Below are 24,136 nucleotides of genomic sequence, written 5' to 3'. Positions count from 1 at the left end.
GCCTGCCAGGATCTCTACCCGTCACGCCGGCCCTTTCGCGGGTAAACCCGCTCCCACAGCTACCCCGCTGACATCCGAATCAGCGCTCACCCTGTGGGAGCGGGTTTACCCGTGAAGAGGCCGGTAGACTCACCCCTTACCCTGCAGAATCGCCGCATACCCTTCTTTGTAACTGGGGTACTCTGGCACCCAGCCCAACGCCCGCACACGGGCATTGCTGCAGCGCTTGCTGCCCGTACGGCGCACCCGCTGCTCATCCGACCACTCGGTAACGCCCAGGTACCCACGCAACCAGCCCACCACATCGGCCAGCGGCGCCGGGTCGTCATCGACACCTATATAGCAGTCGTCCAGCGCCACGCCGTCGGCATCGGCCTGCAGCAGATAAGCCAGCAAGCTTGCGGCGTCTTCGGCATGAATACGGTTGCCATACAGCGGCGGCTCTTCAGCTACACGGTAGCCCTGACGCACCTGGCTCAGTAGCCATTCACGGCCCGGCCCGTAGATGCCGGTCAAGCGCACCACGCTTGCCGGGATACCACTGGCCAGCGCCAAGCGCTCGGCGTCGAGCATGATCCGGCCAGAGTACCCTTCCGGCTCGGTGACAGCCGTCTCGTCGACCCACTCGCCGTCTTTTTGCGCAAACACGCTGCTGCTGGACACAAACAGCAAGCGACGCGGGTGCTGACCACGTTCGGCAAGCCAGGCCAGCACATGGCGCAACCCGTCGACATAGGCCGACTGATACCCCGCCTCGTCGTGCTGGCTGGCCGCCACGCAGTACACCAGGTAGTCCGGCGCTCGCTGTGGCCACGCTGGCGGGATGGTGGGTTCGGCCAAGTCGGCAGCTACCGGTACAACACCCGCTGGCAGGTGCTCGACCGCGCGGCGCAGGCCACTCACCTGCCAGCCGCGGGCCAGCAATTGCTGGGCCAGACGGCCGCCCACATCACCACAACCTACGACCATTACTGAAAGGTCTGACATCTCAAAACTCCCTAGACCAGTTGATCAAACCCGCCACGCTACACGATGAGTGGCTAGACCTTAGGTGAAAAAAGCAACAAGATTACTTTTGTTAACAAGAATTACTTGCAATAATGGCGCCCCTATCTGTTCTCGGCCTATCTCGAGGCCTTGGAGAACGTTCACTCTTTTTCTTCATCAGGTCCGGCCAGCATGACACGTACTCAACCCTCCGCTTCGCCAACCCCGTCGCGCGCCTGGCGTGCCATTGCCGCGCTGATGTTCAGCCTGGTGCTGGCCCCAGTGGCCATGGCCGATGAGCCAACTGCCAACGCCAGCACCCCGGCTGCCGCTGCCGCCCCGGCTAACACCGCCGCTGCCCCAGCCGCAGACGGCTCGGCACCTGTCGCCAACGCCCCGGCCGATGCGCCAGCCGCTGCAGACCCAAGCGTCGAAGCACTGGTCGAAGATACTACCCTGGGCATGGCGCACGACCTGTCCCCATGGGGCATGTACAAAAACGCCGACATCGTGGTGAAGATCGTCATGATCGGCCTGGCCATTGCCTCGATCATCACCTGGACCATCTGGATTGCCAAAGGCTTCGAGCTGATGGGCGCCAAGCGTCGTCTGCGCGGCGAGATCGCCCAGCTGAAGAAATCCGCCAGCCTCAAGGAAGCCAGCGACGTCTCGAACAAGGAAGGCACCTTGGCTCACACCTTGGTCCACGATGCGCTCGAAGAGATGCGCCTGTCGACCAATGCACGTGAAAAAGAGGGCATCAAGGAGCGCGTCGCCTTCCGCCTTGAGCGCCTGGTAGCCGCCAGCGGCCGCAACATGAGCAGCGGCACCGGCGTGCTCGCCACCATTGGTTCGACCGCACCTTTCGTCGGCCTGTTCGGCACCGTGTGGGGCATCATGAACAGCTTCATCGGCATCGCCAAGACCCAAACCACCAACCTGGCAGTGGTTGCCCCAGGCATCGCCGAAGCCCTGCTGGCAACCGCCTTGGGCCTGGTTGCAGCAATTCCGGCAGTGGTCATCTACAACGTCTTCGCCCGCTCCATTGCCGGCTACAAGGCTCAGGTGTCTGACGCTTCTGCCCAGGTGCTGCTGCTGGTCAGCCGTGACCTGGACCACCAAGGCAGCGAGCGCGCCGCCCCGCACATGGTGAAAGTGGGGTAAGCCATGGGCCTGCATCTCAACGAAGGTGGCGACGACCTCGCCGAAAACCACGAAATCAACGTTACGCCGTTTATCGACGTGATGCTGGTACTGCTGATCATCTTCATGGTGGCGGCGCCCCTGGCCACGGTCGACATCAAAGTCGACCTGCCGGCCTCGACCGCCAAGCCAGCGCCGAGGCCCGAGAAACCGGTGTTCGTCAGCGTCAAGGCCGATCAGAAGCTGTATGTCGGCGACGATCAGGTATCTGCGCCCGACCAGCTTGGCCCGATGCTCGATGCCAAGACCAAGGGCGACAAGGAAACCACCATCTTCTTCCAGGCCGACAAGGGCGTGGATTACGGTGACCTGATGGAAGTGATGAACAACATGCGCGCGGCCGGCTATTTGAAGGTCGGTCTGGTAGGTCTCGAGACGGCAGCCAAGAAATGACGAAGACGCGGCACAACCTGGCGCGTTACAGCGGCAGCCTGGCACTGGTGCTGGGTGTCCATGCCGTCGCTGTGCTGCTCACGCTCAATTGGTCGGTGCCTCAGGCCATCGAGCTGCCGCCGGCAGCCATGATGGTCGAGCTGGCACCTTTGCCGGAGCCTGCGCCACCTCCTCCTCCAAAAGCCGTCCCCCAGCCGCCGGCACCGGTTGAAGAACTGCCGTTGCCCAAGCTGGTGGAAGCCCCTAAACCCAAGATCGCCATCGCCAAGCCGCCCAAGCCGAAGGCCAAGCCCCAGCCGCCCAAGCCCGAGAAAAAGCCTGAGCCGCCGAAGGAAGCGCCGCCGACCGAAAGCGTGGTAGACGCACCGCCAAGCAACACGCCGCCGCAGAAGTCCGCGGCACCGGCACCGAGCATTGCGTCCAACAGCAACGCCCTGCCTACCTGGCAGAGTGACCTGCTGCGCCACTTGGCCAAGTACAAGCGTTACCCGGAAGACGCGCGTCGTCGCGGCCTGCAGGGCATCAACCGCCTGCGTTTCGTGGTCGATGCCGAAGGCAAGGTGGTGTCGTACGCCATGGCCGGGGGTTCGGGCAGCGCGGCACTGGACCGGGCGACCCTGGAAATGATCCGTCGTGCCGGCACGGTACCCAAGCCGCCACCCGAGTTGTTGAACAACGGCACGATCGAAGTCGTGGCGCCGTTCGTCTACTCGCTGGACCGCCGCTGAGACTTTTGTTTCTGTCACAAATCGGCAAGTCTGATAACGTGCGTCTATCGATTGCAGCCGCTATGCTGGGCTCGCAACTTCATGGACGCACGTTATGACCCTCACAGAATTACGCTACATCGTCACACTCGCCCAGGAACAACATTTCGGCCACGCGGCCGAACGTTGCCACGTGAGCCAACCGACCCTGTCGGTCGGTGTGAAGAAGCTCGAGGACGAGCTTGGCGTGCTGATCTTCGAGCGCAGCAAGAGCGCGGTGCGCCTGACCCCGGTCGGTGAAAGCATCGTAGCCCAGGCGCAGAAGGTACTGGAACAGGCCCAAGGCATCCGCGAGCTGGCCCAGGCCGGCAAAAACCAGCTGACGGCCCCGCTCAAGGTCGGTGCCATCTATACCGTCGGCCCTTATCTGTTCCCGCACCTGATCCCGCAGCTGCACCGTGTGGCGCCGCAGATGCCGCTGTACATCGAAGAGAACTTCACCCACGTACTGCGCGAAAAACTGCGCAACGGCGAACTCGACGCAGTGATCATCGCCCTGCCGTTCAACGAAGCCGACGTGCTGACCCTGCCGCTGTACGATGAGCCATTCTGCGCCTTGATGCCTGCCGACCACCCATGGACGGCCAAAAAGACCATCGACACCGCCATGCTCAACGACAAGAGCCTGCTGCTGCTCGGTGAAGGCCACTGCTTCCGCGACCAGGTCCTGGAAGCCTGCCCGACATTGAACAAAGGCGGCGAAGGCTCCCGGCACACCACGGTGGAATCCAGCTCCCTGGAAACCATTCGGCACATGGTTGCCTCGGGCCTTGGCGTCTCGATCCTGCCGCTGTCGGCCGTGCACAGCCACCATTACGCGCCAGGCATCATCGAAGTGCGCCCGCTGACTGCGCCAGCACCGTTCCGCACCGTGGCCATCGCCTGGCGTGCAAGCTTCCCGCGGCCCAAGGCCATCGAGATCCTTGCTGACTCGATCCGCCTCTGCTCGGTCGCCAAACCTCCTGTGGAACAGCCGGCCTGAGTCATGAGTGAGCTGTCGAAGGTCCCGGTCACGGTGCTCAAAGGTGTGGGCGATGCCATGGCGGAAAAACTCGCCAAGGTTGGCCTGGAGAACCTGCAGGACATACTGTTCCACCTGCCCCTGCGCTACCAGGACCGCACCCGTGTGGTGCCCATTGGCGAACTGCGCCCGGGGCAGGATGCCGTGATCGAAGGTGTAGTAAGCGGTGCGGACGTCACCATGGGCAAGCGCCGCAGCCTCGTGGTGCGCCTGGGTGACGGCAGCGGCGTATTGAGCCTGCGCTTCTATCACTTCAGCAATGCGCAAAAAGAAGGCCTGAAACGCGGCACGCACCTGCGCTGCTATGGCGAAGCACGCCCCGGCGCCTCTGGCCTGGAGATCTACCACCCGGAGTACCGGGCGCTCAACGGCGACGAGCCACCGCCCCCGGTGGAACAGACCCTGACGCCGATCTACCCGTCCACCGAAGGCCTCACCCAGCAACGCCTGCGCCTGCTCTGCCAGCAGAGCCTTGGCATGCTTGGCCCGCGCAGCCTGCCAGACTGGCTGCCCGATGAGCTGGCCCGGGACTACCAATTGGCGCCGCTGGACGATGCCATCCGCTACCTGCACAACCCGCCGGCCGATGCCGACCTTGACGAGCTTGCCGAAGGCCAGCATTGGGCTCAACACCGCCTGGCCTTCGAAGAGCTGCTGACCCACCAGCTGTCGCAGCAACGCCTGCGCGAGAGCCTGCGCAGCCTGCGTGCCCCCGTACTGCCCAAGGCCAGCCGGTTGCCGGCGCAGTACCTGGCCAACCTGGGCTTCAAGCCGACCGGCGCCCAGCAACGGGTGGCCAACGAAATTGCCTACGACCTGGCCCAGGCCGAGCCCATGATGCGCCTGGTACAGGGCGATGTCGGGGCCGGTAAAACGGTGGTAGCTGCACTGGCGGCACTGCAAGCGCTGGAGGCCGGTTACCAGGTGGCGTTGATGGCCCCCACCGAGATCCTCGCCGAACAGCACTTCATTACCTTCAAGCGCTGGCTCGAACCGCTGGGCATCGAGGTGGCATGGCTGGCCGGCAAGCTCAAGGGCAAGGCCCGGGCCAGCTCGCTGGAGCAAATCGCCAACGGTGCACCGATGGTGGTGGGCACCCATGCGCTGTTCCAGGAAGAGGTCAAATTCAAGCACCTGGCCCTGGCGATCATCGATGAACAGCACCGGTTCGGTGTGCAGCAACGCTTGGCCCTGCGCAAAAAAGGCGTGGCCGGCGAGCTGTGCCCGCACCAGCTGATCATGACTGCGACGCCGATCCCTCGGACCTTGGCGATGAGCGCCTACGCCGACCTCGACACCTCGGTCCTCGACGAGCTGCCACCCGGGCGTACGCCGGTGAACACCGTGCTGGTGGCCGACAGCCGCCGTTTCGAAGTGGTCGAACGGGTACGCGCCGCCTGTGCCGAGGGGCGCCAGGCCTATTGGGTGTGCACCCTGATCGAAGAGTCAGAAGAACTGACCTGCCAAGCGGCCGAGAGCACCTATGAGGAGCTTGGCAGCGCCCTGGGCGAGCTACGCGTCGGCCTTATCCACGGGCGCATGAAGCCTGCGGAAAAGGCCGAGATCATGGCCCAGTTCAAGGCCGGTGAGCTGCAACTGCTGGTGGCAACCACGGTCATCGAGGTGGGCGTGGACGTGCCCAATGCCAGCCTGATGATCATCGAGAACCCCGAACGCCTGGGCCTGGCCCAACTGCACCAGCTGCGTGGCCGGGTTGGCCGGGGCAGCGCGGTGAGCCACTGCGTGTTGCTGTATCACCCGCCACTGTCGCAGATCGGCCGCGAACGCCTGGGGATCATGCGTGAAACCAACGATGGCTTCATCATCGCGGAAAAAGACCTGGAACTGCGCGGCCCCGGCGAGATGCTGGGAACACGCCAGACCGGCCTGCTACAGTTCAAGGTCGCTGACCTGATGCGTGATGCCGACCTGCTGCCGGCCGTACGTGATGCCGCCCAAGCGCTGATCGCGCGCTGGCCGGACCATGTCAGCCCGTTGCTTGACCGCTGGCTGCGGCACGGCCAGCAATACGGCCAAGTGTGACGCCAGTCCCACAATGGATCCAGATTTGCGGCGGGACTGGTTATACTTCGCGTTTAAAAGAATTAGTGGATACGGACCATGACTGAAGTTGCCCTGGACACCGCAACCCCACACGCGCCCTCTGTTATCCGGCTGCTGCTCGATAAGGTTGGCGTCACCTACCGCGAAGTGCTCGAGCATGCGCAATTGCCTGCCGCCTCGCGGGTGCAGGCGGTGCTCCTCGACGACGAAGTCGGCGCCTTGATGGTGTTGTTCCCGCAGAGCCAGCTGCTTGACCTCAATCGCCTGACCGAGCTGACCGGCCGCAAGCTGACCGCCGTATCGGTCCCCCGGCTCAAGCAGATGCTCGACAAGCACCACCTCAAGCGCCTGCCGGGCATTCCGGCGTTGACCAGCTCGCCGTGCCAGTACGAAAAAAGCCTGCTCGACTGTGAGACGGTGCTGATTCAGTCCGGCGAAGCCGGGCTGCTGCTGGAAATCGACCGCACGGACTTCAAGCGCATGCTCGCCAAGGCCAGCGCCAGCAGCTTTGGCCAGGAGGTGAAGGCCATCAGCCCCAACCTCGACCGGCCTGATGACGACTCCCACGAAATCACCCAAGCGGTCCAGGCCTTTACCGCCCGACGTATCCAGAAGCGCCTGGAAGAAACCATTGAAATCCCGCCGTTGGCCGACACGGCGCAGAAAATCATCAAGCTGCGGGTAGACCCCAACGCCAGCATCGATGACATCACCGGCGTGGTCGAGACCGACCCTGCGCTGGCTGCGCAGGTGGTCAGCTGGGCGGCATCGCCCTACTACGCCTCACCAGGCAAGATCCGTTCAGTGGAAGACGCCATCGTGCGCGTGCTGGGCTTCGACCTGGTCATCAACCTGGCTTTGGGGCTGGCCCTGGGCAAGACCCTGAGCCTGCCCAAGGATCACCCGCAGCAGGCCACACCGTATTGGCAGCAGTCGATCTACACCGCAGCCATCATCGAAGGCCTGACCCGCGCCATGCCCCGGGCAGAGCGCCCGGAAGCCGGCCTGACCTACCTGGCGGGGCTGCTGCACAACTTTGGCTATCTGCTGCTGGCGCACGTGTTCCCGCCGCACTTCTCGCTGATCTGCCGGCACTTGGAGGTCAACCCGCACCTGTGCCACACCTATGTGGAGCAACACCTGCTGGGCATCAACCGCGAGCAGATCGGCGCGTGGTTGATGAAGCTGTGGGACATGCCAGAAGAGCTCTCGACGGCGCTGCGCTTCCAGCATGACCCGTCTTATGACGGCGTCTATGCGGCGTTCCCCAACCTGGTGTGCCTGGCGACGCGCCTGCTGCGTTCGCGCGGGATTGGCTCGGGGCCTCAGGAGGAGGTACCCGATGAACTGCTGGAGCGGTTGGGGGTGACTCGGGAGAAGGCCGAGGATGTGGTGAACAAGGTGCTGGAGGCCGAAACCCTGCTGCGGGAACTGGCATCGCAGTTTCACGCCCCGCACTAATAGCGTGGGGCGTAATGCGCACCCGTTGTAGGAGCAGCCTTGCGCTGCGAAGAGGCCGGTGACTGCAGCGAAGTTCACTGTGTTTTCACCGGCCTCTTCGCAGCGCAAGGCTGCTCCTACAGGGCCAGGCTCAGCGCTTTTTCTTCGGCTTGAGGTACTTCATCAAGCCCTGGAACCACATCACCAACGCCGGATTGCCCTTGATCTGGATGTGTTTGTCCTGAATCCCCTGCATAAAGGCCAACTGCTTGTTGCTTGCCTGCAGCGTGGCAAACCCGTAAGCGGCATCTTTGAACGCAATGGCGAACGCCGGCTGCGGGTGCACGCCACCTTTGCTGCTGATGCGCTCGTCGCTGACGATGAAGTGCCGGGCGATTTTGCCGTCCAGGGTCTGCATCTGGAATACCAGATCTTTGTCCTTGAGCTGCTGCTTGAACGCCGGGTTGTTACGGCTGGCCCTGGCCATCAACAGCCCCATGGCCCAGAGAAGAAAGCGGAACTTCATCAACGCGCCTCGAATAAAAAATGACTGAGTGGCGCAGTTTATCCTCTTCCAGAACTATTTATGCAAGTTCGCAACATATCCCTACAGAAAGCACAACGGGCGCCCTAGGGCGCCCGCTGAACCGACACTGGGGATGTCAGGATTCGATCACTTGCCTTTCTTGGCTGGCTTGGCCGGTACGTTGACGCTGTCACGCAGGTTCTTGCCTGGCTTGAAGGCTACGGTGTTGCTGGCCTTGATCTTCACCGGCTCGCCGGTCTGGGGGTTCTTGCCGGTGCGCGCACCACGGTGACGTTTTTCAAAGGTGCCGAAACCGACCAGGGTCACGGTGTCCTTGTCCAGCGCACCGGTAATGCTGTCGAGGATCGCATTCAGCACCACGTTGGCCTTTTCCTTGGTCAGATCGGCCTTTTCGGCGATGACAGCGGCGAGTTCTGGTTTGCGCATAGTGAAGCCTCTTTGACGGGATTTTTTGTTGTTATGCCGTGCTGCCTCTGGGAGCAGCGCTCAAGGCACCGCAGGCTCTAATCTGCGGCAGACGGGAGTGAGAATGGCACGCTCACCGAGGCCGCGCCAGTATCTGGGCGGCCATTGTGTGAGCAACAACAGGATAAACCCGACAGAATGCCCGCTATTTACGCCATTAACGGGGGTAACTGACGATTCAGGGCCAGCTTTTCCATCACGGCCGCACCGGTCAGGGCATAGCCCAGCAGGTTGCCGTCAGCATCGTGGCAGAGCACCTTGAGGTCGCTGCCCTGCCCCTCCACCTGCCAGTTGCCGTCGTGCCCTTGCGGGGGCGGCGAGACCACCAGCGGGCACGCTGGGGTCTTCACGGTGATCGGCATCGCCCCGTAACTGACGGCCGTTGGGTTACCGACCAAGGTTTGCGCCAAGGCGCGGGCACAGCTCATCAGCGGCATCACATAGAGCAGATTGATGCCGTCCACCTCGGCGCAGTCGCCCAGGGCGAAGATATTGGCGTGGGACGTGCGCAACTGCCGGTCCACCACCACGCCGCGATTAGTCTGCAGGCCAGCAGCGGCGGCAAGATCAGTACGGGGGCGCAAGCCGATGGCTGAAACCACCAGGTCGCAGGCGATCACGCTACCGTCGGACAGGTGCGCCTCAAGGCCCTGCGCAACCTGCTGCAGGCGCGTCAGCACCGGGCCCAGGTGGAAGCGCACGCCAAGGCCTTCTAGCCCGGCCTGCACGGCAGCGGCGGCGGCTGGGTGCAACAGGGTCGGCATCACCTGCTCGCACGGGGCCACCACCTCGACCTGGAACCCGCCCAGGCTCATGTCATTGGCGAATTCGCAGCCAATCAGGCCTGCGCCCAGAATCAGCACGCGCTGCTTACCGGCAGCGGCGGCGCGAAAGCGTGCGTAGTCCTCCAGGTCGTTGATCGGGAATACCTGCCCGCCAGCGTCACCCTCGATCGGCACCTGCACGGTCTGGGCGCCCCAGGCCAGCACCAGGTCGCGATAGGGCACGGCCTCTTCGCCGATCCACAGGCGCTTGTGGCCGGGGTCGATGCCGCTGATACGGGTGTGGGTGCGGATTTCGGCCTTGAGCTGCTCGGCCATCGCGCCTGGCTCGGCCATGCACAACCCATCGGCATCCTTGAGCTTGGCAAAACCCGTGGAGAGCATGGGCTTGGAGTAGGAACGACCATCGTCGGCGGTAATCAACAGCAGCGGCGTCTCGCCATCGAGCTTGCGAAATTCACGGGCCAGGTTGTAGCCGGCCAGGCCAGTACCGATGATGACTACGGGGGACGTCATGTCGTGCTTACCTCAGGGTGGGAACAGGGGATGATCAGCCGATGGCGATCATTTCGAAGTCGCTCTTGCCGACGCCGCAGTCGGGGCACAGCCAGTCTGCAGGCACGTCTTCCCAACGGGTGCCGGGGGCGATGCCGTCGTCGGGCCAGCCTTCGGCTTCGTCATAGATCAGGCCACAGACAATACATTGCCATTTTTTCATCGGTACGGATTCCTCGTTTCAGGCTCGGGCTTGTGTCGCTGCTGATGGCCCGCCAGGGGGCCGCCGCGCAATCTTTGGGGGCTTTTTACTGGCCCTGCCAGCAGTATGCAAGCAGTCGGGGCAATCATGCTAAGCTCGCCGCCTCTCTGGCTGTAACAAGCATACCGACGTGTCGTACGAATCCCCGCAAGCAGCCGCTGTCGCGTGGCTGCCGTATTCACAGCTGGCGACCGAGATCGACCAGCCGACCCTGGACTGGCTGTTCGACGAGGGCTCGCTGACCCGCCGCCTGACCCGCCTGTCCCACGATCATTTCTCCGTCACCCCGCTGCTGGAAGGCTGGCAGCCACTGCGTGATGACGAATGCCTGGCCCTGGGCATCGCGCCGGGGGCGCAAGGCTGGGTGCGCGAGGTGTACCTGCGTGGCCACGGCCAGCCCTGGGTGTTCGCCCGCAGCGTGGCCAGCCGCAGTGCCCTGGAGCGCGGTGGCCTGGACCTCGAGACCCTGGGCAGCCGCTCGCTGGGCGAGTTGCTGTTCTGTGACCAGGCGTTCATTCGCCACCCCCTGCAAGTGTGCAGTTATCCACAAGCCTGGTTACCGACCGAGGCCCGCCATGATGCGCTTTGGGGCAGACGCTCACGCTTTGAACGGGACGGCCTGGACCTGCTGGTAGCCGAGGTGTTCCTGCCAGCCCTGTGGCAAGCGGCCAAGGAGGAAAACCGCTGATGTACCTGCAACTGCTCAAGTCGCTCAACCGCGTGCACCCGCGCGCCTGGGACTTTGTCCAGCTCAGCCGCATGGACCGCCCCATCGGCATCTACCTGCTGCTGTGGCCGACCCTGTCGGCCGTGTGGATTGCAGGGCAAGGTTCGCCGACCCTGGCCAACGTGCTGATCTTCGGCCTCGGCGTGGTGCTGATGCGCGCTGCAGGCTGCTGCATCAATGACTTTGCCGACCGCAAGGTCGATGGCCACGTCAAACGCACCGCCGACCGCCCTTTGGCCAGCGGCCGGGTCAAGCCCCGCGAGGCGCTGGCACTGTTCGCGATCCTGGTCGGGGTGAGTTTTCTGCTGGTGCTGTGCACCAACAGCCGGACCGTCTGGCTGTCGTTCGGCGCCGTGGCCCTGGCGTTCTGCTACCCGTTCATGAAGCGCTATACCTATTACCCGCAGGTGGTGCTGGGCGCCGCGTATTCCTGGGGTATCCCCATGGCGTTCACCGCTGCTGGCGGTGAGCTGCCGGCCAGTGCCTGGCTGCTGTACATCGCCAACCTGCTGTGGACCGTGGGCTACGACACTTACTACGCCATGGTCGACCGCGACGATGACCTGAAGATCGGCGTGAAATCGACGGCCATTCTGTTTGGCGAAGCCGATCGGGTGATCATCCTGACCTTGCAGTTGCTGTCGTTGGCTTGCCTGCTGTTGGCCGGCAGCCGCTTCGAGCTGGACGGCTGGTTCCACCTGGGGCTGCTGGGGGCGGCGTTGTGCTTTGCCTGGGAGTTCTGGTCGACGCGCAAGCTGGACCGCGAGTCGTGCTTCAAGGCGTTTCTGCACAATCACTGGGCGGGGTTGCTGGTGTTCATTGGGGTCGTGCTGGATTACGCATTGCGCTGACTTTTCCGGCCCTATCGCCGGCAAGCCGGCTCCCACAGAGTTTGCATAACTGCTGCCCCTGTGGGAGCCGGCTTGCCGGCGATAGGGCCGCACAGCGGCCCCGGCTATGTCACGGCTTGGCCACGTGCCAGACGTCTTTCATGCCGTCACCGGTGGTATCGCCGGCCTTCTTGTCCTTGACGAAGGTGTACAGCGGCTTGCCGTCATAGGCCCATTGCATCGTGCCATCGTCACGCTTGATCTGCGTCCACTCACCATCTGCCTTTTCGCTCGCTTTAGCCGTCAACGGCGGCCAATTCTTTGCGCAATCGCCATTGCACATCGACTTGCCCCCAGCGTCCTTGTCAAAGGTGTACAGCGTCATGCCGGCATGGTCGACCAGCATGCCGTTCTTCTCCATCGCATGGTCGGCCGAGGCCACCCCCGGGAGTGCCAGCGCAGCAAGAAGGGCCATCCAGCTCAGCGTATGTCGTGTCATTGGATTCACCATTGTTTCCGGGGAAATGAGTTCTGATAGCCGCCGCAGCGGCCCTTTCAAGCCTAGTCCAGTCATGGAATGTCGCCAGAACAGCCAATGCTCTGTCACACAGCTGCAATAATTCCGTTATCTAATGCGGGCCAGACACGATTTTCCAGGAGAGGTTTTGAGCATGGTTGGCAGGAACATTCTGATCGTCGACGACGAAGCGCCTATTCGCGAGATGATCGCCGTTGCATTGGAAATGGCCGGCTACGACTGCCTGGAAGCGGAGAACTCGCAACAGGCACACGCGATCATCGTCGACCGCAAGCCTGACCTGATCCTGCTCGACTGGATGCTGCCGGGCACCTCGGGCATCGAACTGGCCCGCCGCCTGAAGCGTGACGAGCTGACCGGGGACATCCCGATCATCATGCTCACCGCCAAAGGTGAAGAGGACAACAAGATCCAAGGCCTGGAAGTGGGCGCCGATGACTACATCACCAAACCCTTCTCGCCCCGCGAGCTGGTCGCCCGCCTGAAAGCCGTGCTGCGTCGCACCGGCCCGAGCGACAGCGAGGCGCCGATCGAAGTCGGTGGCCTGCTGCTTGACCCGATCAGCCACCGCGTGACCATCGACGGCAAACCGGCCGAGATGGGCCCCACCGAATACCGCCTGCTGCAGTTCTTCATGACCCACCAAGAGCGCGCCTACACCCGTGGCCAGTTGCTGGACCAGGTCTGGGGCGGCAACGTCTATGTCGAGGAGCGTACCGTCGACGTGCACATCCGCCGCTTGCGCAAGGCGCTGGGTGAAGCCTACGAAAATCTGGTACAAACCGTCCGCGGCACTGGCTACCGTTTCTCGACCAAGAGCTGATACGCCTGCACGCCTGGCTGCACGACGTTGTACAAGGACCGTCAATTGAACCAGAACTGGCACGCGACCCTGATTCGCCACCTGCTGCTGCTGATCTCTGTCTGCCTGCTCGGTGGGCTGGTCAGCGGTTATTACGGCTGGAGCCTGGCCATCGGCCTGGCCCTGTACCTGGGTTGGACCCTCAAGCAGCTGCTGCGCCTGCATGACTGGCTGCGCAACCATCAACCCGACGAGGCCCCGCCAGACGGCTACGGCCTGTGGGGCGAAGTGTTCGACAGCATCTACCACCTGCAACGTCGCGACCAACGCGTACGCGGCCGCCTGCAGGCGGTGATCGACCGGGTGCAGGAGTCCACTGCCGCGCTGCGCGATGCGGTGATCATGCTCGACAGCGACGGCAACCTGGAATGGTGGAACCGCGCCGCCGAAACCCTGCTGGGCTTCAAGACCCCGCAGGACGGCGGCCAGCAGGTGACCAACCTGGTGCGCCACCCTCGCTTCAAGGAATATTTCGAGGCGGAGAACTACGTAGAACCGTTGGAAATCCCTTCGCCGATCAATGACCGGATGCGTGTGCAGCTGCACATCACCCGCTACGGCAATAACGAGCACCTGATGCTGGTGCGCGATGTCACCCGCATCCATCAGCTCGAACAGATGCGCAAGGACTTCGTCGCCAACGTTTCCCATGAGTTGCGTACGCCGCTGACGGTGATTACCGGCTACCTGGAAACCTTGCTCGACAACGTCGAGGACGTGAACCCGCGCTGGACCCGAGCCCTGCAGCAGATGAGCCAGCAAGGTTCACGCATGCAGACCCTGCTCAATGACTTGCTGTTGCTGGCCAAGCTGGAGGCCACCGACTACCCCTCCGACAACCTGCCCGTGCCCGTCGATGCCCTGCTGCAGTCGATCAAGGGCGATGCCCAGGCGCTGTCCGGCCCACGTAACCAGCGCATCAGCCTGGAAGCCGCACCCGGCGTCAGCCTCAAGGGCAGCGAGGCAGAGCTGCGCAGTGCGTTCTCAAACCTGGTGTTCAACGCGGTCAAGTACACCCCGGACGAGGGCAGCATTCGCATCCGCTGGTGGGCCGATGCCCAGGGTGCGCACCTCAGCGTGCAGGATTCGGGTATCGGCATCGATGCCAAGCATTTGCCACGGCTGACCGAGCGCTTCTACCGCGTCGACTCCAGCCGGGCGTCCAATACCGGGGGCACGGGGTTGGGCCTGGCGATCGTCAAGCATGTGCTGCTGCGCCATCGCGGGCGCCTGGAAATCAGCAGCGTGCCGGGGCATGGCAGCACCTTTACCTGTCACTTTGCGCCGGCACAATTGGCCAACGGCAAGGGTTGAGAAGGCTGCACCGCAACCCCATCAAGACCATCACCCTTTGCTTTTGCGGCTTCAACCGCTACATTGGATCCCCTGTGCCAGCCTGTGCTGGCACTTTTTTTCTCCATTCCTCAAAGACGGACCCCGTAAAAACTCCATCATGGACCCTTCCCCTGGTATCAGCCTCACCTCGTTATTCGCCGATTTCGGCATGATCATCTTTGCCTTGCTCCTGGTGCTGCTCAACGGCTTTTTCGTTGCCGCCGAGTTCGCCATGGTCAAGCTGCGCTCAACCCGCGTCGATTCCATCGCCGAACTGCACGGCTGGCGTGGCAGCATCCTGCGCAAGGTGCACAACCAGCTCGACGCCTACCTGTCCGCCTGCCAGCTGGGCATCACCCTCGCCTCCTTGGGCCTGGGCTGGGTCGGCGAGCCGGCGTTCGCCCACCTGCTGGAGCCGCTGCTGGCCTACATGGGCGTGGACACGCCAGAGCTGATCAAGGGCATTTCGTTCTTCGTCGCGTTCTTCGTCATCTCTTACCTGCACATCGTGGTCGGTGAGCTGGCGCCCAAGTCCTGGGCGATCCGCAAGCCCGAGCTGCTGTCGCTGTGGACCGCGGTGCCGCTGTACCTGTTCTACTGGGCGATGTACCCGGCCATCTACCTGCTCAATGCCAGCGCCAACACCATCCTGCGCATTGCTGGCCAAGGTGAGCCTGGCCCGCACCACGAGCATCATTACAGCCGCGAAGAGCTCAAGCTGATCCTGCACTCCAGCCGTGGCCAAGACCCGAGCGACCAGGGCATGCGCGTGCTGGCCTCGGCAGTGGAAATGGGCGAGCTGGAAGTGGTCGACTGGGCTAACTCCCGCGAGGACATGGTCAGCATCGACGCGCACGCGCCGCTCAAGCAGATCCTGGCCCTGCTGCGCCGCCACAAGTTCAGCCGTTACCCGGTCTACGACGCCGAGCGCGAAGAGTTCACCGGGTTGCTGCACATCAAGGACCTGTTGCTGGAGTTGGCCGAACTCGACCACCTGCCCGAAACCATCGACCTCGAAGACCTGGCCCGCCCGCTGGAGCGGGTTTCCCGGCATATGCCGCTGTCGCAGTTGCTGGAGCAGTTCCGCAAGGGCGGCGCGCATTTCGTGCTGGTCGAGGAAGCCGATGGCAAGGTAATCGGCTACCTGACCATGGAAGACGTGCTGGAAGTACTGGTCGGCGATATCCAGGATGAACACCGCAAGACCGAGCGCGGCATCCTCGCCTACCAGCCGGGCAAGCTGCTGGTGCGTGGTGACACGCCGCTGTTCAAGGTCGAGCGCCTGCTGGGCATCGACCTGGACCACATCGAGGCGGAGACCCTGGCTGGGCTGGTGTATGAAACGCTCAAGCGCGTCCCTGAAGAGGAAGAAGTGCTTGAGGTTGAAGGCCTGCGCATCATCATCAAGAAGATGAAAGGGCCGAAGATCGTGCTGGCCAAGGTGCTGAAGCTGGATTGACCTTACAGTCCATCGTTCAGGGGTTGCCCGCCGTAAAGTCGGGCAGCCCACTGATCGGCCTGTCGAACTGATAGGGTATCGACTCCAGCGCCAACCCCACGTTGCGCTGCACCACAAAATGCAGGTGCGGGCCGGTGCTGTTGCCGGTGTTGCCGGACTTGGCCAGCATCTGCCCCTGCTTCACCCGCTGCCCCTCAGCCACCACCACCGAACCGCGCATCAGGTGCAGGTACACGCCCATGGTGCCGTCGGCGTGCAAGACCCTGACAAAATTGCCCGACGGGTTGCTGCCACGCCCGGTCTGGCTGTTCTCGACATTCACCACCACCCCTTCCCGGGCCGCAATGATGGTCGTGCCCTCAGGCATGGCGATATCCATGGCATAGCGCCCCTTGGGGCCAAAATGGCTGAAGCGGCCGTTGGGCCCCTGCGTCACCCGAAACGGCCCGCCCAGCCAGGGGAAGGCGTACCGATAACCCTGAGGGCGCAGCCCCGGGTCGCCCATTGCCTGCAGCAGCGTCGAGCGATAGCCCAGCAACGTCCCAGGGCGGCCCCGCAGCACGCTGAGCATCTGGGTTGAACGCCCTGGCAGCACCCTGCGCACGATCCGCGGCGCATTGCCGCCTTGAGCGTTGATCAGCTTGTCCAGGTGCAATTCGACCTGCACCGGCACATGCGATTCATTGCGCGCAGAAAAGCTCACGCCGCCCTGGAACACGATCGCGTTGAGCCGCACCTGGCTTTCCTGGCGCTCGACCATGGACTCATGCAGCTCGATCGGCTTGGCACCGGGGCCTGGTCGGTCGGTATAGGCACCCACACCGTTGGCATCGGTGATCGGGTAGAGGGTCACGCCCAGGCTCGACGCCGAGGCCATGAGCAATGCACAGAACAGCAGCAGGCGGGCGGGCATGATAGTGGCTTTTTGACAGTTGTGATCTGTCGAAGCCTAGCAGCCGGTTTGGCGGGGGATATGACAGTTGGTCGGATGGCGAACACGTACCTGTAGGAGCAGCCTTGTGCTGCGAAGAGGCCGGTGATAACAGCCAATATCACTGTGTTATCACCGGCCTCTTCGCAGCACAAGGCTGCTCCTACAAGAACCGCGTATGCCTGGCTGTCGATCAGGCGCCGGGCGTGAAGTGCTTCTGCGCCGTGCCGCGGGCAATCAGCCGCGACAGGTAGTCGAGCTTCTGCGCATCCTGATCGACGAACTTGAAGGTCAGCTGCAGCCAGTCACTGTCTGGCTTGGGCTCCAGCGCCGCGACGGCATGCAGGTAACCGTTCAGGCGCGCGACTTCGGCGTTTTCGCCTTGCTCCAGGTCCAGTACCGCGCCCTCAAGCACCTGCGGCAGCGCTTCGCTGCGGCGCACCACCAGCAGCGCCTCTTTCAGGCTCAACGCCTTGATCACGCACGGCTGTGTGCCGCTAGACAGGCGCAGCTGGCCTTGGCCACGGCCACAGGGTGCAGCCGCAGGCGGTGCCGGTGCATTGATCAACGGCTTGGCCGGCGCGGCAGCAGGCGCCGCGACCTTGACGGCTTCAGGCTTGCCGCCCGTCAGCGCGCTCAGCGAATCGTTGGCAAACGCCGAATTCGCGCGCGCAGGCCCAGTGGCCATCAGGCTGTCGAGTTTGCCGATCTTGGTCAGGGCTTTCTTTACCTTGGTCAGCAACTGCTCGTTGGTGAACGGCTTGCCGACAAAATCGGACACACCGGCCTGAATGGCCTGGATCACGTTCTCCTTGTCACCACGGCTGGTCACCATGATGAACTGCAGGCTCTTCAACGCGGGCTGCTGACGGCACCAGCTGAGCAGCTCCAGGCCCGACATCTCAGGCATTTCCCAGTCACACAGGACCAGGTCGAACGGCTCCTTGCCCAACATGGCCATCGCCTTGCGACCGTTGACCGCATCGTCGATGACCATGCCCGGAAAGGCATTGCGCAGGCACTTCCTGACCAGATCGCGGATGAACGGGGCGTCATCCACGACCAGCACATTGACTTTACTCATCGATACTCCTCTTGAATCCCGACTAGCCTACCGGCAAGTGATGGCTACTTGCCACAACTGCGCGTGGAGCGGGACTTCTTCACACCGTTCGCGGGTGCCTGATGGCTGCTCGACCGCAAACGAAAACGCCCGGCCTAAGCCGGGCGTTGAGGCTCGGGAGCAATACTATTTATCGTCCGCTTGGCCCGGAACATTAGCGCTTTCGGCCTCATCGCCGCTGGTGCCCTGCACTTCCGCCTTCATGCGCTTGAGGCCCATGTGGCGGACGTCGGTGCCGCGCACCAGGTAAATCACCAGCTCGGAAATGTTGCGGGCGTGGTCGCCGATACGCTCCAGCGAACGCAAGGCCCAGATGACGCTCAGCACCCGCGAAATCGAACGCGGGTCTTCCATCATGTAGGTCACCAGTTCGCGCAGCGCAGTTTTGTACTCGCGGTCGATGGTCTTGTCGTACTGCGCCACCGACAACGCCAGGTCGGCATCGAAGCGGGCAAAGGCGTCCAGCGCGTCGCGCACCATGTTCCGCACCTGGTCGCCGATGTGGCGCACCTCGACGTAGCCGCGTGGCGACTCGCCTTCTTCGCACAGCTGGATGGCGCGACGGGCGATCTTGGTCGACTCGTCACCGATGCGTTCCAGGTCGATCACCGACTTGGAGATGCTGATGATCAGGCGCAGGTCGGACGCCGCTGGCTGGCGGCGGGCGAGGATGCGGACGCACTCCTCGTCGATGTTGCGCTCCATCTGGTTGATCTGCTCATCGACCTCGCGCACCTGCTGGGCCAGGCCCGAATCGGCCTCGATCAGCGCGGTTACCGCGTCGTTGACCTGTTTCTCGACCAGGCCGCCCATGGCCAGGAGGTGGCTGCGCACCTCTTCAAGCTCGGCGTTGAACTGCTGGGAGATGTGATGCGTAAGGCTTTCTTTGTTGATCATCGTTTCGCTCCGCGAAAAAGCTGCAAGCCTCAAGCCGCAAGCTTCAAGTCGTTCGTGTTATCCCTTGGCCCCAGGCCTGCGGCTGGCAGACCGACTAGCCATAGCGACCGGTGATGTAGTCTTCGGTCTGCTTCTTCGCCGGGTTGGTGAACAGGGTATCGGTGTCCCCGAATTCGACCAGTTTGCCCATGTACATGAAGGCGGTGTAGTCCGAGACGCGCGCCGCCTGTTGCATGTTGTGGGTCACGATGACGATGGTGTACTTGGATTTCAATTCGTAGATCAGCTCTTCGACCTTCAGCGTCGAGATCGGGTCCAGTGCCGAGCACGGTTCGTCGAGCAGCAATACTTCTGGCTCCACGGCGATGGTGCGGGCAATGACCAGACGTTGCTGCTGGCCACCCGACAGGCCCAGGGCCGAATCGTGCAGGCGGTCTTTGACCTCATCCCACAGGGCGGCGCCCTTCAGTGCCCATTCGACGGCTTCGTCGAGGGTGCGCTTCTTGTTGATACCCTGGATGCGCAGGCCGTAGACGACGTTCTCGTAGATGGTCTTGGGGAACGGGTTCGGCTTCTGGAACACCATGCCCACACGGCGGCGCAGCTCGGCCACGTCTTCGCCCTTGCGGTAGATATTGGTGCCATACAGGTTGATGGCGCCCTCCACGCGGCAACCGTCAACCAGGTCGTTCATGCGGTTGAAGGTACGCAGGAGGGTCGACTTGCCGCAGCCGGACGGGCCGATGAAGGCGGTCACGCGCTGCTTGGGGATATTCATGCTGACGTCGAACAAGGCTTGCTTGTCGCCGTAGAACAGGCTCAGGCCCGGTACTTCGATGGCCACGGTCTCTTCGGCCAGGCGCAGGCTCTGCTTGTCGCGGCCCAGGGCAGACATGTCGATGCCGTGGGTATGGGATTCGTGCTGCATGGTCAACTCCATACGCTATCAATTCGTTTCAAAGGGCCGCCCGGCTTGCAGGCGGCACGCTTGTAATCAGGATCAGTGGTCCAGCGCCTTGTACTTCTCGCGCAGGTGGTTACGGATCCACACCGCCGAGAGGTTGAGGGTGGCGATCACCAGCACCAGCAGCAGCGCGGTGGCGTACACCAGCGGCCGTGCGGCCTCGACGTTAGGGCTCTGGAAGCCGACGTCATAGATGTGGAAGCCCAGGTGCATGATCTTCTGGTCCAGGTGCAGGTACGGGTAGTTGCCATCCAGTGGCAACGACGGCGCCAGCTTCACCACACCCACCAGCATCAGTGGCGCCACTTCACCCGCGGCGCGGGCCACGGCGAGGATCATGCCGGTCATCATGGCCGGGCTGGCCATCGGCAGGACGATTTTCCACAGGGTCTCGGCCTTGGTCGCGCCTAGGGCCAGCGAGCCCTCGCGCACGGTGCGTGGAATCCGCGCCAGGCCTTCTTCGGTGGCCACGATCACCACCGGTACCGCCAGCAGCGCCAAGGTCAGCGAGGCCCACAGCAGGCCCGGGGTACCCAGGGTGGGTGCCGGCAGCGACTCGGGGAAGAACAGCCGGTCGATCGAGCCACCCAGTACATAGACGAAGAAGCCCAGGCCGAACACGCCGTAGACGATCGCCGGTACACCCGCCAGGTTGTTCACCGCGATGCGGATCAGGCGCGTCACCGGGCCCTGCTTGGCGTATTCGCGCAGGTAGACTGCAGCCAGCACGCCGAACGGGGTCACGATCACGGCCATGATCAGGGTCATCATCACGGTACCGAAGATGGCCGGGAAGATGCCGCCCTCGGTGTTGGCTTCACGCGGGTCGTCGCTGAGGAACTCCCAGACCTTGGCGAAGTAAGTGCCCATCTTGGTCAGCCCGGACATGCCGTTCGGCTGGATAGCGTGCACCACCTTGCTCAGGTTGATCTCCACTTCGCGGCCGTTGGCATCACGTGCCACCAGGCTGTCGCGGGAGAAGGCCTGGTGCAGGCCGCTGAGTCGGTCTTCGATGGCCTTGTAGCGGCTGTTCAGCTCGGCACGCTCGGCGTCCATGTCGGCCTGGGCAGCGGCGTCGAGCTTGCCCTCCAGCTCCAGCTTGCGGCTATGCAGGCGCAGGCGTTCGAGGCCATGGTTGATGGCGCCGATGTCTTTTTTCTCGAGTTGCTGCAATTCGCCATTGAGCTGGTTGGCGCGCTTGAGGCGGGCCTGCAGTTCGTTCCAGGCAGCAGGGCCTTCGGCGACCACGCGGCCTTCTTCCTTGACGCTGACCAGGTAGCCGTAGAAGTTGCCCCACTCGCGGCGTTCCAGCGCCATCAGGTCGACCGGGCGTTGCTCATCGACCAGCCAGTCGCCCACCACCCAGGTGAAGTCGCTGCCGTTAAGGTCGCGGTTACCGACCTTGATCAGCTCACGGGTCATGAACTCCGGGCCCTGCTCAGGTACCGGCAAGCCGGCACCCTTCAGGCGTGCACGGGGCACTTCTTCTTTTTGCACCACTTCGCCGACGACGATGTGATCAGCCTGGCCAGGCACCTTGTAGGTGGCCTGGACCAGGTCGGCCGGCCAGAAGTGGCCCAGGCCTCGCACGGCGATGACCGACAGCAGACCGATGGTCATGATCACCGCCATGGCAACCGCGCCACCGCTGATCCAGACGCCTGGGGCGCCGCTCTTGAACCAGCCTTTGAGGGAATCCTTTTTCACGGATCTCTACCTTTCTATCAAAGCGACGAGTATTTCTTGCGCAGACGCTGGCGAATCAGCTCGGCCAAGGTGTTCATGATGAAGGTGAACATCAGCAGCACGAGGGCCGCCAGGAACAGCACGCGATAGTGGCTGCCACCGACTTCCGACTCTGGCATTTCTACCGCCACGTTGGCGGCCAGGGTGCGCATGCCTTCGAACAGGTTCATCTCCATCACCGGGGTGTTGCCGGTGGCCATGAGCACGATCATGGTCTCGCCCACCGCACGGCCCATGCCGATCATCAGCGCCGAGAAGATACCCGGGCTGGCGGTGAGGATGACCACGCGGGTCAGGGTCTGCCACGGCGTCGCACCCAGGGCCAGGGAGCCCAGGGTCAGGCTGCGCGGCACGCTGAACACGGCGTCTTCGGCAATCGAGTAGATGTTCGGGATAACCGCGAAGCCCATGGCGATACCAACTACCAGGGCGTTGCGCTGGTCGTAGGTGATGCCCAGGTCGTTGGTGATCCACAGGCGCATGTCGCCGCCGAAGAACCAGGTCTCCAGGTAAGGGCTCATGGTCAGGGCGAACCAGCCGGTGAACAGGATCACGGGGATCAGGATCGCCGCTTCCCAGCCATCCGGCACGCGCAGGCGGATCGACTCCGGCAGGCGGCTCCAGACGAAACCGGCCAGCAGGATGCCGAACGGCATCAGTACGAACAGGCTGAACACACCCGGCAAGTGGCCTTCGAGGTACGGCGCGAGGAACAGGCCGGCGAAGAAGCCGAGGATCACCGTCGGCATCGCTTCCATCAGCTCGATCACCGGCTTGACCTTGCGGCGCATGCCAGGGGCCATGAAGTAGGCGGTGTAGATGGCGGCGGCAATGGCCAGCGGGGCGGCCAGGATCATCGCGTAGAACGCAGCCTTCAGGGTACCGAAGGTCAGCGGCGACAGGCTGAGCTTGGGCTCGAAGTCGGTGTTCGACGCAGTCGACTGCCAGACGTACTTGGGCTCGTCATAGTTCTCGTACCAGACCTTGCCCCACAGCGCGCTGAAGGAGACTTCCGGGTGCGGGTTCTTCAGGCTCAGCGGCAGCAGCTTGCCGCCTTCCTCGATGATGATGCGGTTGGCACGCGGCGACAGGGCCAGGATGCCCGCGCCTTCTGCAGCCGGCTCGACCAGCAGGGTGCGGTGCGCGGTGCTGTGGAACACACCAAGCTTGCCTTCGGCGTCCAGGGCGATGAAGCCCTTGCGGCGCTCTTCGGCATCGATCTGGACGATCGGCGCGTTGCCCATCTGGAAGCTGCGGATCAACTTGAAGCGTGACTCGCCATCGGGATCGCGGGCCATGAACCACTGGTTCAAGCCACCTTTTGAGTCACCGAAGATCAGCGAGATACCGCCCACCAACTGGCCACTGGCCGTGATCTCGGCATTGCCATCTTCCAGCAGCTTGTAGCGGCCGTTGAGGCTCTTGTCACGCAGGCTGAAGACGTCGGCGGTGGCACGGCCGTTGACCACGTACAGCCATTGCTGGCGCGGGTCGACGTAAATGGCCTTGACCGGCTCGGTCATCTGCGGGAGGTCGATACGGTTCTGCTCGCTGGTGACCTCGCCGGTCATCATGTTCTCTTCGCGGGTCAGTTGGGTGACCTGCAGGTGCGAACCGGTGGAACCTGCCAGCAGCAGGGTTTCGCCGTTGACGTTGACGCTCACGTGCTCCAGAGGGCGGCCCTGGTCGTCAAGCACGAACGCGTCCTTGCCGTAGGGGTAGTCGATGCCTGGGGTGATGGTCTTTTTGTTGTCCGGGTAGGTGATCTTGTAGGTGTGGTGGAACACCAACGCCTGACCATTGGACAGACCCAGCACAACCAGCGGGCTACCCGGCTGATCGGTGCTGATGGAGCTCACCTGGGTACCGGCCGGCAGCGGCAGGTCGACGCGCTGCAGCTCGGCACCGGTCTTGGTGTCGAAGAACAGTGCCTGCCCCTTGTCGGAAACCCGCATGCCCACCAGGTTCTGCTCTTCAAGCGCGATCATCAGCGGCTTGCCGACATCCTGTTGCAGCCAGGTCGGCTCCAGGGCCTTCTTGCTGGTCAGCTCAGCGCCCTGGAACAGCGGCAGCACCACGTAGGCCAGGTAGAAGAAAATCAGGGTAATTGCCGCCAATACGGCAAGCCCGCCCACCAGTACATACCAGCGGGTCAGGCGGTCCTTGAGCGCACGCATGCGGCGCTTGCGTTGCAACTCGGGCGTATTGAAGTCAATCCGCACGGGTTGGGAATTTTGGGTCATGGTGGAGTTGGCCAGATCATTCATGCGCACACCCTAGCGGTCCCGTATGACAAAA

At 63.1% G+C, this 24,136-nt stretch carries 23 protein-coding genes; 11 read left to right on the top strand and 12 right to left on the bottom strand.

Annotated features, from left to right (window positions below; translation table 11 throughout):
- Window positions 1-129: 129 nt before the first annotated feature.
- Window positions 130-987: an SDR family oxidoreductase gene (locus QOS90_RS01140; protein ID WP_027592147.1), complete on the bottom strand. Its 858-nt coding sequence runs from the start codon at window positions 985-987 to the stop codon at window positions 130-132.
- Between the two features lie 192 nt (window positions 988-1,179).
- Between QOS90_RS01140 and exbB the strand changes: the two genes are divergently transcribed.
- The 6 genes from exbB to QOS90_RS01110 all read left to right on the top strand — a co-directional run bounded on the left by exbB (window position 1,180) and on the right by QOS90_RS01110 (window position 7,896).
- Entirely contained in the window at window positions 1,180-2,151 is a 972-nt protein-coding gene (gene exbB / locus QOS90_RS01135) for a tonB-system energizer ExbB (protein ID WP_027592146.1), read from the top strand.
- Between the two features lie 3 nt (window positions 2,152-2,154).
- The gene (gene exbD, locus QOS90_RS01130; protein ID WP_027592145.1) at window positions 2,155-2,583 is read left to right on the top strand and encodes a TonB system transport protein ExbD; all 429 of its coding nucleotides are present in this window, start codon (window positions 2,155-2,157) and stop codon (window positions 2,581-2,583) included.
- On the top strand, window positions 2,580-3,311 hold the full coding sequence (locus QOS90_RS01125; RefSeq protein ID WP_027592144.1) for an energy transducer TonB: 732 nt from the start codon (window positions 2,580-2,582) through the stop codon (window positions 3,309-3,311). The genes exbD and QOS90_RS01125 overlap by 4 nt, the downstream gene beginning before the upstream one ends.
- A gap of 94 nt (window positions 3,312-3,405) precedes the next feature.
- Window positions 3,406-4,332, top strand: a complete 927-nt coding sequence (locus QOS90_RS01120; protein ID WP_027592143.1) for a hydrogen peroxide-inducible genes activator — start codon at window positions 3,406-3,408, stop codon at window positions 4,330-4,332.
- A 3-nt stretch (window positions 4,333-4,335) separates the two neighbouring features.
- Window positions 4,336-6,414, top strand: a complete 2,079-nt coding sequence (recG, locus tag QOS90_RS01115; protein WP_027592142.1) for an ATP-dependent DNA helicase RecG — start codon at window positions 4,336-4,338, stop codon at window positions 6,412-6,414.
- A gap of 78 nt (window positions 6,415-6,492) precedes the next feature.
- On the top strand, window positions 6,493-7,896 hold the full coding sequence (locus QOS90_RS01110; protein ID WP_027592141.1) for an aminoacyl-tRNA deacylase and HDOD domain-containing protein: 1,404 nt from the start codon (window positions 6,493-6,495) through the stop codon (window positions 7,894-7,896).
- A gap of 130 nt (window positions 7,897-8,026) precedes the next feature.
- Here the strand turns inward: QOS90_RS01110 and QOS90_RS01105 are convergent, their stop codons facing one another.
- The 4 genes from QOS90_RS01105 to QOS90_RS01090 all read right to left on the bottom strand — a co-directional run bounded on the left by QOS90_RS01105 (window position 8,027) and on the right by QOS90_RS01090 (window position 10,387).
- Window positions 8,027-8,401: a helicase gene (locus QOS90_RS01105; protein WP_027592140.1), complete on the bottom strand. Its 375-nt coding sequence runs from the start codon at window positions 8,399-8,401 to the stop codon at window positions 8,027-8,029.
- Window positions 8,402-8,548: 147 nt separating this feature from the next.
- A complete protein-coding gene (locus QOS90_RS01100; protein WP_027592139.1) occupies window positions 8,549-8,848 on the bottom strand; it encodes an HU family DNA-binding protein in 300 nt (99 codons plus the stop codon).
- A 188-nt stretch (window positions 8,849-9,036) separates the two neighbouring features.
- On the bottom strand, window positions 9,037-10,185 hold the full coding sequence (locus QOS90_RS01095; RefSeq protein ID WP_085272161.1) for an NAD(P)/FAD-dependent oxidoreductase: 1,149 nt from the start codon (window positions 10,183-10,185) through the stop codon (window positions 9,037-9,039).
- Between the two features lie 34 nt (window positions 10,186-10,219).
- Window positions 10,220-10,387 carry a rubredoxin gene (locus QOS90_RS01090; protein ID WP_027592137.1) on the bottom strand — a complete coding sequence of 56 codons (168 nt, stop codon included), beginning with the start codon at window positions 10,385-10,387 and terminating at the stop codon, window positions 10,220-10,222.
- Between the two features lie 169 nt (window positions 10,388-10,556).
- Here QOS90_RS01090 and QOS90_RS01085 point away from each other — a divergent pair, with 169 nt between their 5' ends.
- Window positions 10,557-11,114: a chorismate--pyruvate lyase family protein gene (locus QOS90_RS01085; protein WP_027592136.1), complete on the top strand. Its 558-nt coding sequence runs from the start codon at window positions 10,557-10,559 to the stop codon at window positions 11,112-11,114.
- Window positions 11,114-12,004 (top strand): 4-hydroxybenzoate octaprenyltransferase, encoded by an 891-nt coding sequence (ubiA, locus tag QOS90_RS01080; RefSeq protein WP_085272160.1) that lies wholly within the window; start codon window positions 11,114-11,116, stop codon window positions 12,002-12,004. The genes QOS90_RS01085 and ubiA overlap by 1 nt, the downstream gene beginning before the upstream one ends.
- A 109-nt stretch (window positions 12,005-12,113) precedes the next feature.
- Here ubiA and QOS90_RS01075 read toward each other — a convergent pair whose 3' ends face one another.
- The gene (locus QOS90_RS01075) at window positions 12,114-12,482 is read right to left on the bottom strand and encodes a COG4315 family predicted lipoprotein (RefSeq protein ID WP_085272159.1); all 369 of its coding nucleotides are present in this window, start codon (window positions 12,480-12,482) and stop codon (window positions 12,114-12,116) included.
- Window positions 12,483-12,654: 172 nt separating this feature from the next.
- On the opposite strand from QOS90_RS01075, the gene phoB reads away from it, so the two are divergent.
- The 3 genes from phoB (at window position 12,655) to QOS90_RS01060 (ending at window position 16,177) form a co-directional block, all read left to right on the top strand.
- Window positions 12,655-13,344 carry a phosphate regulon transcriptional regulator PhoB gene (phoB, locus tag QOS90_RS01070; RefSeq protein WP_003253341.1) on the top strand — a complete coding sequence of 230 codons (690 nt, stop codon included), beginning with the start codon at window positions 12,655-12,657 and terminating at the stop codon, window positions 13,342-13,344.
- A 45-nt stretch (window positions 13,345-13,389) separates the two neighbouring features.
- Window positions 13,390-14,697: a phosphate regulon sensor histidine kinase PhoR gene (phoR, locus tag QOS90_RS01065; RefSeq protein WP_027592133.1), complete on the top strand. Its 1,308-nt coding sequence runs from the start codon at window positions 13,390-13,392 to the stop codon at window positions 14,695-14,697.
- Between the two features lie 139 nt (window positions 14,698-14,836).
- Window positions 14,837-16,177: a hemolysin family protein gene (locus QOS90_RS01060; RefSeq protein WP_027592132.1), complete on the top strand. Its 1,341-nt coding sequence runs from the start codon at window positions 14,837-14,839 to the stop codon at window positions 16,175-16,177.
- A 16-nt stretch (window positions 16,178-16,193) separates the two neighbouring features.
- Here QOS90_RS01060 and QOS90_RS01055 read toward each other — a convergent pair whose 3' ends face one another.
- The 6 genes from QOS90_RS01055 to QOS90_RS01030 form a co-directional block, all read right to left on the bottom strand.
- A complete protein-coding gene (locus tag QOS90_RS01055) occupies window positions 16,194-17,090 on the bottom strand; it encodes a peptidoglycan DD-metalloendopeptidase family protein (RefSeq protein ID WP_027592131.1) in 897 nt (298 codons plus the stop codon).
- 211 nt (window positions 17,091-17,301) lie between these two features.
- A complete protein-coding gene (locus QOS90_RS01050) occupies window positions 17,302-18,192 on the bottom strand; it encodes a response regulator (protein ID WP_085272158.1) in 891 nt (296 codons plus the stop codon).
- A 165-nt stretch (window positions 18,193-18,357) separates the two neighbouring features.
- Complete coding sequence (gene phoU / locus QOS90_RS01045) at window positions 18,358-19,128, bottom strand: phosphate signaling complex protein PhoU (protein ID WP_027592129.1); 771 nt, start codon at window positions 19,126-19,128, stop codon at window positions 18,358-18,360.
- 94 nt (window positions 19,129-19,222) lie between these two features.
- Entirely contained in the window at window positions 19,223-20,056 is an 834-nt protein-coding gene (gene pstB / locus QOS90_RS01040) for a phosphate ABC transporter ATP-binding protein PstB (protein WP_027592128.1), read from the bottom strand.
- A gap of 72 nt (window positions 20,057-20,128) precedes the next feature.
- Window positions 20,129-21,799, bottom strand: coding sequence for a phosphate ABC transporter permease PstA (gene pstA / locus QOS90_RS01035; RefSeq protein WP_027592127.1), 1,671 nt, complete (start codon window positions 21,797-21,799; stop codon window positions 20,129-20,131).
- A gap of 17 nt (window positions 21,800-21,816) precedes the next feature.
- Entirely contained in the window at window positions 21,817-24,105 is a 2,289-nt protein-coding gene (locus QOS90_RS01030) for an ABC transporter permease family protein (RefSeq protein ID WP_085272157.1), read from the bottom strand.
- Window positions 24,106-24,136 lie beyond the last annotated feature (31 nt).

The sequence above is a fragment of the Pseudomonas sp. LAIL14HWK12:I10 genome (assembly GCF_900184205.1).
GTDB classification, from domain to species: Bacteria; Pseudomonadota; Gammaproteobacteria; order Pseudomonadales; family Pseudomonadaceae; genus Aquipseudomonas; species Aquipseudomonas kermanshahensis.
Note: the sequence above shows the minus strand (reverse complement) of the source record. Positions and strands in the feature narration are given on the sequence as shown.

What these genes read in the sequence shown, in the direction of transcription:
- QOS90_RS01140 (WP_027592147.1), bottom strand. Translation starts at nt 987, where the DNA reads ATGTCAGACCTTTCAGTAATGGTCGTAGGTTGTGGTGATGTGGGCGGC.
- exbB (WP_027592146.1), top strand. Translation starts at nt 1,180, where the DNA reads ATGACACGTACTCAACCCTCCGCTTCGCCAACCCCGTCGCGCGCCTGG.
- exbD (WP_027592145.1), top strand. Translation starts at nt 2,155, where the DNA reads ATGGGCCTGCATCTCAACGAAGGTGGCGACGACCTCGCCGAAAACCAC.
- QOS90_RS01125 (WP_027592144.1), top strand. Translation starts at nt 2,580, where the DNA reads ATGACGAAGACGCGGCACAACCTGGCGCGTTACAGCGGCAGCCTGGCA.
- QOS90_RS01120 (WP_027592143.1), top strand. Translation starts at nt 3,406, where the DNA reads ATGACCCTCACAGAATTACGCTACATCGTCACACTCGCCCAGGAACAA.
- recG (WP_027592142.1), top strand. Translation starts at nt 4,336, where the DNA reads ATGAGTGAGCTGTCGAAGGTCCCGGTCACGGTGCTCAAAGGTGTGGGC.
- QOS90_RS01110 (WP_027592141.1), top strand. Translation starts at nt 6,493, where the DNA reads ATGACTGAAGTTGCCCTGGACACCGCAACCCCACACGCGCCCTCTGTT.
- QOS90_RS01105 (WP_027592140.1), bottom strand. Translation starts at nt 8,401, where the DNA reads ATGAAGTTCCGCTTTCTTCTCTGGGCCATGGGGCTGTTGATGGCCAGG.
- QOS90_RS01100 (WP_027592139.1), bottom strand. Translation starts at nt 8,848, where the DNA reads ATGCGCAAACCAGAACTCGCCGCTGTCATCGCCGAAAAGGCCGATCTG.
- QOS90_RS01095 (WP_085272161.1), bottom strand. Translation starts at nt 10,185, where the DNA reads ATGACGTCCCCCGTAGTCATCATCGGTACTGGCCTGGCCGGCTACAAC.
- QOS90_RS01090 (WP_027592137.1), bottom strand. Translation starts at nt 10,387, where the DNA reads ATGAAAAAATGGCAATGTATTGTCTGTGGCCTGATCTATGACGAAGCC.
- ubiA (WP_085272160.1), top strand. Translation starts at nt 11,114, where the DNA reads ATGTACCTGCAACTGCTCAAGTCGCTCAACCGCGTGCACCCGCGCGCC.
- QOS90_RS01075 (WP_085272159.1), bottom strand. Translation starts at nt 12,482, where the DNA reads ATGACACGACATACGCTGAGCTGGATGGCCCTTCTTGCTGCGCTGGCA.
- phoB (WP_003253341.1), top strand. Translation starts at nt 12,655, where the DNA reads ATGGTTGGCAGGAACATTCTGATCGTCGACGACGAAGCGCCTATTCGC.
- QOS90_RS01060 (WP_027592132.1), top strand. Translation starts at nt 14,837, where the DNA reads ATGGACCCTTCCCCTGGTATCAGCCTCACCTCGTTATTCGCCGATTTC.
- QOS90_RS01055 (WP_027592131.1), bottom strand. Translation starts at nt 17,090, where the DNA reads ATGCCCGCCCGCCTGCTGCTGTTCTGTGCATTGCTCATGGCCTCGGCG.
- QOS90_RS01050 (WP_085272158.1), bottom strand. Translation starts at nt 18,192, where the DNA reads ATGAGTAAAGTCAATGTGCTGGTCGTGGATGACGCCCCGTTCATCCGC.
- phoU (WP_027592129.1), bottom strand. Translation starts at nt 19,128, where the DNA reads ATGATCAACAAAGAAAGCCTTACGCATCACATCTCCCAGCAGTTCAAC.
- pstB (WP_027592128.1), bottom strand. Translation starts at nt 20,056, where the DNA reads ATGCAGCACGAATCCCATACCCACGGCATCGACATGTCTGCCCTGGGC.
- QOS90_RS01030 (WP_085272157.1), bottom strand. Translation starts at nt 24,105, where the DNA reads ATGAATGATCTGGCCAACTCCACCATGACCCAAAATTCCCAACCCGTG.